Annotated in this window: 7 protein-coding genes and 1 pseudogene; 2 read left to right on the forward strand and 6 right to left on the reverse strand. The window is 35.4% G+C overall.

Features of this window, described 5'->3' with window-relative positions; all coding sequences use genetic code 11:
* Nucleotides 1–234 precede the first annotated feature (234 nt).
* Nucleotides 235–938, reverse strand: a pseudogene (locus ACFVS1_RS26630) (class I SAM-dependent methyltransferase).
* Nucleotides 939–1,554: 616 nt separating this feature from the next.
* Here ACFVS1_RS26630 and ACFVS1_RS26635 point away from each other — a divergent pair.
* Together ACFVS1_RS26635 and ACFVS1_RS26640 are read left to right on the forward strand one after the other, a co-directional pair.
* Nucleotides 1,555–2,799, forward strand: a complete 1,245-nt coding sequence (locus tag ACFVS1_RS26635; RefSeq protein WP_387552174.1) for an MFS transporter — start codon at nucleotides 1,555–1,557, stop codon at nucleotides 2,797–2,799.
* 60 nt (nucleotides 2,800–2,859) lie between these two features.
* The gene (locus tag ACFVS1_RS26640) at nucleotides 2,860–4,281 is read left to right on the forward strand and encodes a M20 family metallopeptidase (protein ID WP_387552177.1); all 1,422 of its coding nucleotides are present in this window, start codon (nucleotides 2,860–2,862) and stop codon (nucleotides 4,279–4,281) included.
* A gap of 111 nt (nucleotides 4,282–4,392) precedes the next feature.
* On the opposite strand, the gene ACFVS1_RS26645 is transcribed toward ACFVS1_RS26640, so the two are convergent.
* From ACFVS1_RS26645 to ACFVS1_RS26665, 5 genes are all read right to left on the reverse strand, one after another.
* Nucleotides 4,393–5,685: a helix-turn-helix domain-containing protein gene (locus ACFVS1_RS26645; protein ID WP_387552179.1), complete on the reverse strand. Its 1,293-nt coding sequence runs from the start codon at nucleotides 5,683–5,685 to the stop codon at nucleotides 4,393–4,395.
* Nucleotides 5,686–6,140: 455 nt separating this feature from the next.
* Nucleotides 6,141–6,608, reverse strand: coding sequence for a hypothetical protein (locus ACFVS1_RS26650; RefSeq protein ID WP_387552182.1), 468 nt, complete (start codon nucleotides 6,606–6,608; stop codon nucleotides 6,141–6,143).
* A gap of 136 nt (nucleotides 6,609–6,744) precedes the next feature.
* Nucleotides 6,745–6,993, reverse strand: a complete 249-nt coding sequence (locus ACFVS1_RS26655) for a hypothetical protein (RefSeq protein WP_387552185.1) — start codon at nucleotides 6,991–6,993, stop codon at nucleotides 6,745–6,747.
* 183 nt (nucleotides 6,994–7,176) lie between these two features.
* Nucleotides 7,177–7,578, reverse strand: coding sequence for a DUF3888 domain-containing protein (locus tag ACFVS1_RS26660; RefSeq protein ID WP_387552188.1), 402 nt, complete (start codon nucleotides 7,576–7,578; stop codon nucleotides 7,177–7,179).
* Between the two features lie 85 nt (nucleotides 7,579–7,663).
* Nucleotides 7,664–8,140 carry a GNAT family N-acetyltransferase gene (locus ACFVS1_RS26665; protein ID WP_387552191.1) on the reverse strand — a complete coding sequence of 159 codons (477 nt, stop codon included), beginning with the start codon at nucleotides 8,138–8,140 and terminating at the stop codon, nucleotides 7,664–7,666.
* Nucleotides 8,141–8,363 lie beyond the last annotated feature (223 nt).

Genomic DNA, 8,363 nt, shown 5'->3' on the forward strand with positions numbered 1-8,363 from the left:
CTTCAGCGTCACCCACATTGAATAACCTCAAAGATACTTCGTCATCGATTTTATGTATTAACAAAAATTCTCCCCCTGACTTATTGCCCCTATCACAATAATTCCATTTTCCTTCTTCAACTAAACTGCCCCGATAGTTCCATAAGAAAAAAGAGCTGCCAAAGCAACTCTCTTATTGAAGTAAAGCACCCGTTAGTAGCATAAGGTTTATAACATTGTTTCTTTCTTTCTTTCTTACCCTTTTCTAATTTTTAACATCGAGTTAGCATTTGCCTGAAATTCATATGGCACTTTAACTTCTTCGACTGTACATCCAGTATCAGCGAGATAACTTATTAATTTATCTAAATGTTCATAGCGTTTTCCTTCCAAATCAACTATAGGGAAAATACGAATTTCCTCTTTAGTAACTCTCAATAACTCATTTAGCGTTTTTATATGAAATTGGTAATCTAATCGGTCAGCATACATAAATAGAAAATGTGCAGAAAGAAGAATATCAAATTCTCCATCCTTAAACGGTAAAGAAGGCAAAGTAACGGGAACGTATCGGTCACTCGATTCCTCCATGTCCTTAATACAATCTTTTAAAGCATTCAAACGATGTTTTCTAAGACCTTCTATATCTTCGAAATAAGTCCAAATATAATTACTTTTTGCTTTTTGCATATGCTCCATAGCGTGTTCAATATCATGAAGACCTTTATTTTTTAGGTCTTCACTCGAATGATAATACGCAATATCACAAGCTGTTACACTTAAACCTGATTTATTACCAACCGCAGTAAAAGAACAAGCCCCTGCTGGACAATCCAGTATTTTTTTTCCCTTTAGTTCTTCTACTGAAAGAGAAAACATATCAGATACTCTTCAAAGGTTCTCCCAATAAAAATAATTCTTTCTAAATCTAACTTTGTACTCTGCTCAACTCTGCTCAACTAAACTCACCTCTTATAATAAGAATTAAATTTATATTATCACAATCCATTGGAAAAATTGACCTTTTTACTTTTCCTTATACAACTAACCTGCCCCGTTAGTGCCATAAGAAAAATGCTGCCGTAGCAACCCTTGTTATTGAATTTACGAAGATACAAAGATAAGTACATTGGGGACATGAATTTGAGTACATAGAGTTATTAATCCACTCAAAACCGCACCAATTCAATCTCTAACTGTTTTGAGATACAAAATCGAGTATATTATATACAGTCATATAAATTTATCTGTTAACACAAAGGGGAAGGCAATATCTATACCCTCCCCTTATTCGAACACAACTTATTTTTTTAGATTGATCATTTTTTGATCCTTAATCAACTAAAGCACCCGTTAGTTTAAGTACAATTCTTCACAATCTGCTCGATATTGCACCAGAACCTCTCAAAGAGGTTGAACGAAATATTTAATAAATTAGAAAATTTTTTTAATTGCGAAACACTAGGGATAAATATATAATTATGGACAAGACCTTTATTATCCGTAAATAAAGTGAAGGTGGATCAAGCTTATTATCAACTGAATTATCTCAATATTTTAAAAAAGGGGGCAATCATGGAGAATGTACAGATGAGCAATGGTAAACGTAATTTCATTTTTTCGTTGTTATTTCTTGGATGGATTGTTGATTCATTGACGTTGTTTGGTATGAATGTCGTAATCATACCTATCAGTAAAGAATTGCACTTATCGCAAACGCAGAGTGGAATGGTAATTAGTAGCTTTTGGTTAGGTAGTGTGTGTATAACACTTATTGCTGGATGGTTTTCAGACAAATTTGGTTCGAGAAAAGTTATTGTAATAGCGGTATTCATCATATCTCTATTTTCATTGTTAACAGGTATGGTTGGGTCATTTGTATCAATTTTAGCTATTCGATTTATTCTTGGATTCGGCGATGGGGGATTGCCAACAGGTAGCAGTGTTGCTATTACAGAAATTTACAAAAGAGGAGTTCGTGCAAGAGTGAAGTCGATGTTACTTGCTGCTCAGTTAGTTGGTGGGGTGCTCGCTTTATACATATCTGGTTTAATCGCAGACACTTGGGGCTGGCGAGTTATGTTTTACCTTATTGGCGGCGTTGGTTTAGTCGTAACACTGTTATTATTTAAATTTTACCATCCACCAAAGGTTGTTAAATCAACACAAGATAGTAGTATCAATCCAAAAATTCCGATGAGAGACTTATATAAAAGTAAGTTACTATGGATTCTCGTCATTATGTACTTTTGTTCAAGCATTGTCCATTGGGGCTTCTCTTCATGGCTACCGTCTTATTTGGAGCAATCACGTGGTTTAAATATAAAGACAGTTGGTTCTCTTGCGATGATCCCACAAGCATTTGGGTTGTTATCTGCCATTTTAACAGGCTATTTAATTGATAAATCGTTGGCAGGTAAAGAAAAGTTTGTCGTATTAATTGGTGCAGTTATATCAGGCATTTTTTTATTATTAATGTTTAATGCACCTTCTATTCAATTAGCACTTACCTATCAAAGTATTTTCTCTTTCGGAGAAGCAGCGATTGGTATGGCCATTTTATCTATTCCTCTTAAATACGTATCGCAAAATGTAATTGGATCATTTATGGGAACGATGTATTTTGCTGGAGGATTAGCAGGAATTATTGCTCCAACAGCAATGGGCGTACTTATTGATGTATTTGAAGGATCTTTCCAAGCAGCGTTCTTCTTCCTGATAGGCGCATTAGTTGTAGTATTAATTGGTGCTATATTGTTTAAATTCCCAAAAAACAATACTAGTATTTTTGAAAGCGCTTCACTAGAAGTGAAAGCATAAGTCATAATAATTGTAAAAATGTTCATATCTATTTTGCAAAACTACCAAGGGGTGAAAGAATTGGATTATCGAAATCGATTATCAGAAATAATAGAAGAAAAACGTGAAAAGCTTATTCAAGTGAGTGATAAAATTTGGAGTTATGCGGAAACAGGCTTCGAAGAGTTCAAATCAGCAGAATTGTTATGTCAAACGTTAGAAGAAGAAGGATTTTCTGTTGAAAAAGGTGTGGGAAATATCGAAACCGCTTTCATCGGTAGTTTTGGAAGTGGAAAGCCAATTATAGGGTTTTTAGGAGAGTATGATGCCCTTTCAGGATTAAGTCAGGCTGGTGGTGTTCCACAATTCAATCCTGAAAAAATTGGCGGTAATGGACATGGGTGTGGTCATAACTTACTAGGAACAGGTGCACTTGCTTCAGCCTTAGCACTCCGTTACTATATGGAAGAAAACAAAATTGAAGGTACAGTTCGTTATTATGGTTGCCCCGGAGAGGAAATTGGTGGCGGTAAGACGTTCATGGTAAGAGAAGGATTGTTCGATGATGTAGACTTTGCATTATGTTGGCATCCTGGAACACGCAATAACGTTATGTCAATGGCATCCCTCGCTTGTTACGAAGTGTACTTCAAGTTCAAAGGGAAGAGTGCCCATGCAGCAGGCAGTCCGCATTTAGGAAGAAGTGCCCTTGATGCAGTTGAACTCATGAACGTTGGCGTGAACTATTTACGTGAACATATTATTCCTGAAGCAAGAGTACACTATGCGATTACGAATACAGGTGGTTTCTCTCCAAATGTGGTCCAAGCAGATGCAGAAGTCTTATATTTTGTAAGAGCTCCTCGCGTCTCACAAACTGAAGAAGTATACCAACGTGTTTGTAATATTGCCAAAGGTGCAGCTCTAATGGCGGGAACAGAAGTAGAAATTGACTTTGCATCGGCTCTCTCTAACGTAATACCGAATACAACATTAGATAAAATTATGTATGATAACTTCGTCGCATTAGGTGTGCCTAAACATGATGAAGATGACCTGCAATTTGCAAGAACTATTCGTGAATCCCTTTCAGAAGCTGACAAAAAGTTTGAAGTGCAAATGAATAAAGAATTAACTGGAAAGGCTTTATCGGACGTAATTGACTCATTTATACCTGCAAATGGATCAATGACAGGTTCTACAGATGTTGGGGATGTAAGCTGGGTCGTTCCAACAGTACAATGTATGACAGTATGTGAAGCACTAGGAACACCATTCCATACATGGCAATTCGTTGCAACTGGAACAACTTCTATCGCTCATAAAGGAATGCTTCACGCCGGAAAAGTGATGGCAGCAACAGCAGTAGAAGTACTCAATCGCCCAGAGGTACTTGAAAAGGCAAAAGCAGAGTTAGTTGAGCTTCGTGATGGTGAAGAATACGTTTCACCATTACCAGCCGAAGTTAAGAAATATAAAGTACGTATTTTACAAAACACATAATGTAGGAGAGTTGAGAGCACAAGTAGTTAATGTGCTCTCTTTTGGTTATGTAAACCCTCCTTGCCGGGCAACTATCCTCTGTACGAAATAGACAAGACTTCTTTACTTTATTTAAAAATGTGAAATCTTATAAATCTTTCGTGGTCGTCCTCGTGTATGCGGCTTCTCCTCCGCAACAACCTGTGCAAACCCTTTCTCCTCAAGTACTGTTAAAATTCTACGAGCACTTCTTGGGGAAATCTGCATATAGTTTGCAAGCTCATTTGCATTAAGTGCATCACTCGATAATTTCTTTAGAGAAGATTTCAGTTTATTTAATGTTATAACACTAAGTGATGTTTGTTGACTTATCTTTTCTAATTGTTCTGATGTATAGGAATATGTAAGTTGCTCTGGCTTGCCTAATGGGCCTGCTATCTTTTTATCATCAAAACAAACCATCCATGTGCCTTTTCCACTTTCTTTCGCGTGTAATAAGGCATTTCCAGCATTAATTTCAGCATCATATACAGTCTGCCCTATACCGATTCCACAAGTAACTGCTTCTTTACTGCCCTGATCAAATTCATGGATATCTGGCACCCGGCTAAAATTCCCCGTTATATCCTGTAATAGCCCTCTGGTGGTGAAAATAACATAGCGTCCAAATCCGGAAGATTTAATTGAACCATGTACTTTTTTTGTATATGAGAGCAACTTTTCCATGTACTTAATCTCAATTCTAAAAATGTCATCAGTAGAAAATGTATCCTTAATCAGACCAACAAAAGAATCAATTTCAATTATCTGTACAGCAATCTGAGTAGCTCTAAAATGTAGCATTTCATAAGTACGAAGTATATTGGTAAGAACTGCCTCAACGGCCATTGTTGATGGAAGAGTTCGATAAGTAGGAACGCCGAGGCGTTGAAGTTCATGATGTATAGGGTGACCAGTAATAGCAGCTTTAGTTTGACCACTTTTCCAAAGTTCAAAATGATATTGAATTAATCCTTCTAAAGAAATCATTTCCGATTCTACAAATCTAGGCTTAGTTTTTATCCCCGCCTCCTGTAAGGCTTGTTCCCACGTAGTGCCATTGCTTGAATCAAAGCTGATCTCATCAACCTCAATTTTTTGTTCATAAAGTACTTGCAAAACAGTTTTGTACAGCGTAGAACCTGTATATGTTACGTAAAATACAGGGGATTCAATCCCTTTCCAGTCCTGTACAATTTTATAGGTGATTGGGCCTGTGCAAAGCCACATATCTACTTCTTCTAAAAGAGGAGGTACATTCTTAATTAAGTCCTCTTCTGTTAGACACTCAATGGGCATACAAATGATTTCCGGATATTTAATTATAACGGACTGAATAATTTCAATGGAGTCTTTTACACCTAACAGTCCTAGACGAATTTTCAAGAATGATCCTCCTCTTTCATGTTAAACCTTAAGTTACGATAGAAATTCAATTTCCATTCTATGTTCTCATTTAATTATATCAAAAGTATATAGCAGGAAAACCTTTTTCAAAACTTGCTCTTATCTAACCTTACATAACCTATTATGATTTGAAAAGACATAACATTACACAAAGCATGTCGCGCAAACGAAATTGTCTCGATAATGCGGTCATTGAAAACTCCTTTGGCCTATTAAAATACGAGTTACTCTAACTTTAAAGATTTGAAAGCATGGAGCATTTCAAACAAGAACTAGAAGCCATTATCCTTGTTGAACTATCCTGCCCCGTTAGTTGCATAAAAAAAAGCCGCCTTAAAGACAGCTCCAATCTTCAGCTACCGCACCCCTTAGTTCTTTAAGGAATAGCAGTTTAATGGTATTGAAACCAAACAAACCATCCTTTTTCCTTACTTTTAGCTAAAAATATTTGACCGACCTTGGGCTAAGTTAGCTCCAGGGGCTTTGGGGAAATCTAAACGTACAAGCCATGATTTTTCAGCAATTTCTTTGCCACAAAAGGTCTTTGCCATTCCAAAATAGTCTTCTTCATCTTTATTGCCAACTGTTTCGGGAAAAGGTTTGGCAGTTACTACATCCCACTTAGTATATATGTCAGGAAAATCATCTATTCCAGTTCCATAAGTTTTTGGTATTAAAGTATTTAACGCTTTTATTACTTCTTTTTTATCCTTAATCGATGTTTTCTCTAATTCACTTAACACAGGACATTCTTTAGGTTGTGCGTATCCTTGAATTGAACATAAAAACAACATTGGAATGGTAATAATCCATATATATAGCTTTTTCATAAAACTCACCTCAAAAGTTATCTTTCCTAACTTTTTTAAAAATAGTCCAGTTTTTGAGGTGTAATAGCTCAATTGTTATTCACCTAACCTGCCCCGTTAGTTGAACAAGAAACCCTCCATAACTTTTGAGTTATGACAATCCTGAAATTAAAAAAGCCGATTTCCAAGTAGGAAATCGACCTAAAATAAATTTATTAAACGTACCTCATTAATTGTTTAAAATATCAAAAATGACTACTAAAATAAAAACAGAAATCAAACTCAACCAGCCTACTTTTTTTGTTACCGATTTCTGAAGGAGTTTGATTTTAGATACAATAAAAAGAACACTAAAAAGTACAGCAATTATACATACTGCTTTAAGCCAAAAAGAAATACCAATTATATCAAGATACGGAGGAAGGAAAGTTAGTACAATAAAAATTGAACTACCAAACGCTACATTTTCCCATTTCAATTGTTTTAACCACCTTATTATTTCTAAGCTTCATTGTCATCTCTATTATAATCGAGTCCTTAATTAGCTATAAACGATTTTTTATCCTATTCTCTTAAAGTCATTATTCAACTAATCTGCCCCGATAGTTCCATAAGAAAAAGCTGCCTTAAAGACAGTTCTGATCTTCAGCTAATGCACCCGTTAGTTGAAGTTCAAGGATATGTTTTCAAGTGTTTTATAACTGATTAGTTCACCACTTGTATTTATCACAACTTCATCTTCCCCATAACCGTTATGGGCGGCATAGAAAGGGTACACTTTCAAGGTTATCTCATATAATCCACCAATCCCATATACCTGCTTTATTTTGAGAAGTTCAGTTTCAAATCCAGTCCAAGAAAGACCAAGTGCCTGTGCTTTTTTGTCATCTTTATAAATCTCAATAATTGCTTTATCTACTGGTTTTCTATTGCTACTTATAAGTCCCATTTTTAGCGTTTCACACAATTCTGTATCAGCTTCATTTATTGTTTTTGCTTTTGCTTTTGTGTTAGATATTACTAAAACCATTCCAACCATAAGCAATATTGCAATTTTCCTCATGATTATCACCTCATTTTAGTTTCCAAAGAACTAAAATGATTTATTCAACAATCCTGCCCCTTTAGTTCTATAAGCACTATGTATTTTACACCGATAAATTCATTATAAACTGTTCACCAATTGGACCTATTTTTCTCTTACCAGTATCTTGAAAACCCACTTTCAAATACAGTTGTTGGGCAGGAAGATTTTTATGATTTACAACTAAAACAATTTCATCACAGTTAGGAAATTCAGATTTAACAAAATCACTTAGTAAGAGCATACCTTGTTTAGCATAACCTTTTCCTTGCTTCGCATGATTAACAGATAATGCAGTTAACAACATAGCTTTCGATTTATCTGAATACTCCTTTACTCGTTCAGTTGAATGTAATAAAAAGAAACCTACAGGTTCATTCTCACTTAAAATAACAATCCGATGTTGCCCTTCTGTCGCCTCTAAAATCTTATTTGGTAATGCAGTGAACTGCACTTGTTCTTCAGGTAGTTCAAAAGAATTTAATACATCTAAATATTCATTCGAAAAATGTTTTAACTCAACGTAATCAACTTTTCCCATAACCTTATTCCCCCTCAATTTATTTACAGATTATCACATCCGAACATACATTTGTGAATTATTGTTAGTTAACTAACCTGCCCCGTTAGTTCCATAAGAAAAAGGCTGCCGAAGCAACCCCTGTTATAGAACTAACGCACCCGTTAGTTTAAGTACAATCATTCACAATCTCTATTAACTTCTCTAAAATTTTTAAGTTATGTACTAAAACTATACTTTGGCA

The sequence above is a fragment of the Peribacillus sp. NPDC058075 genome (assembly GCF_042885195.1).
GTDB lineage: Bacteria > Bacillota > Bacilli > Bacillales > DSM-1321 > Peribacillus.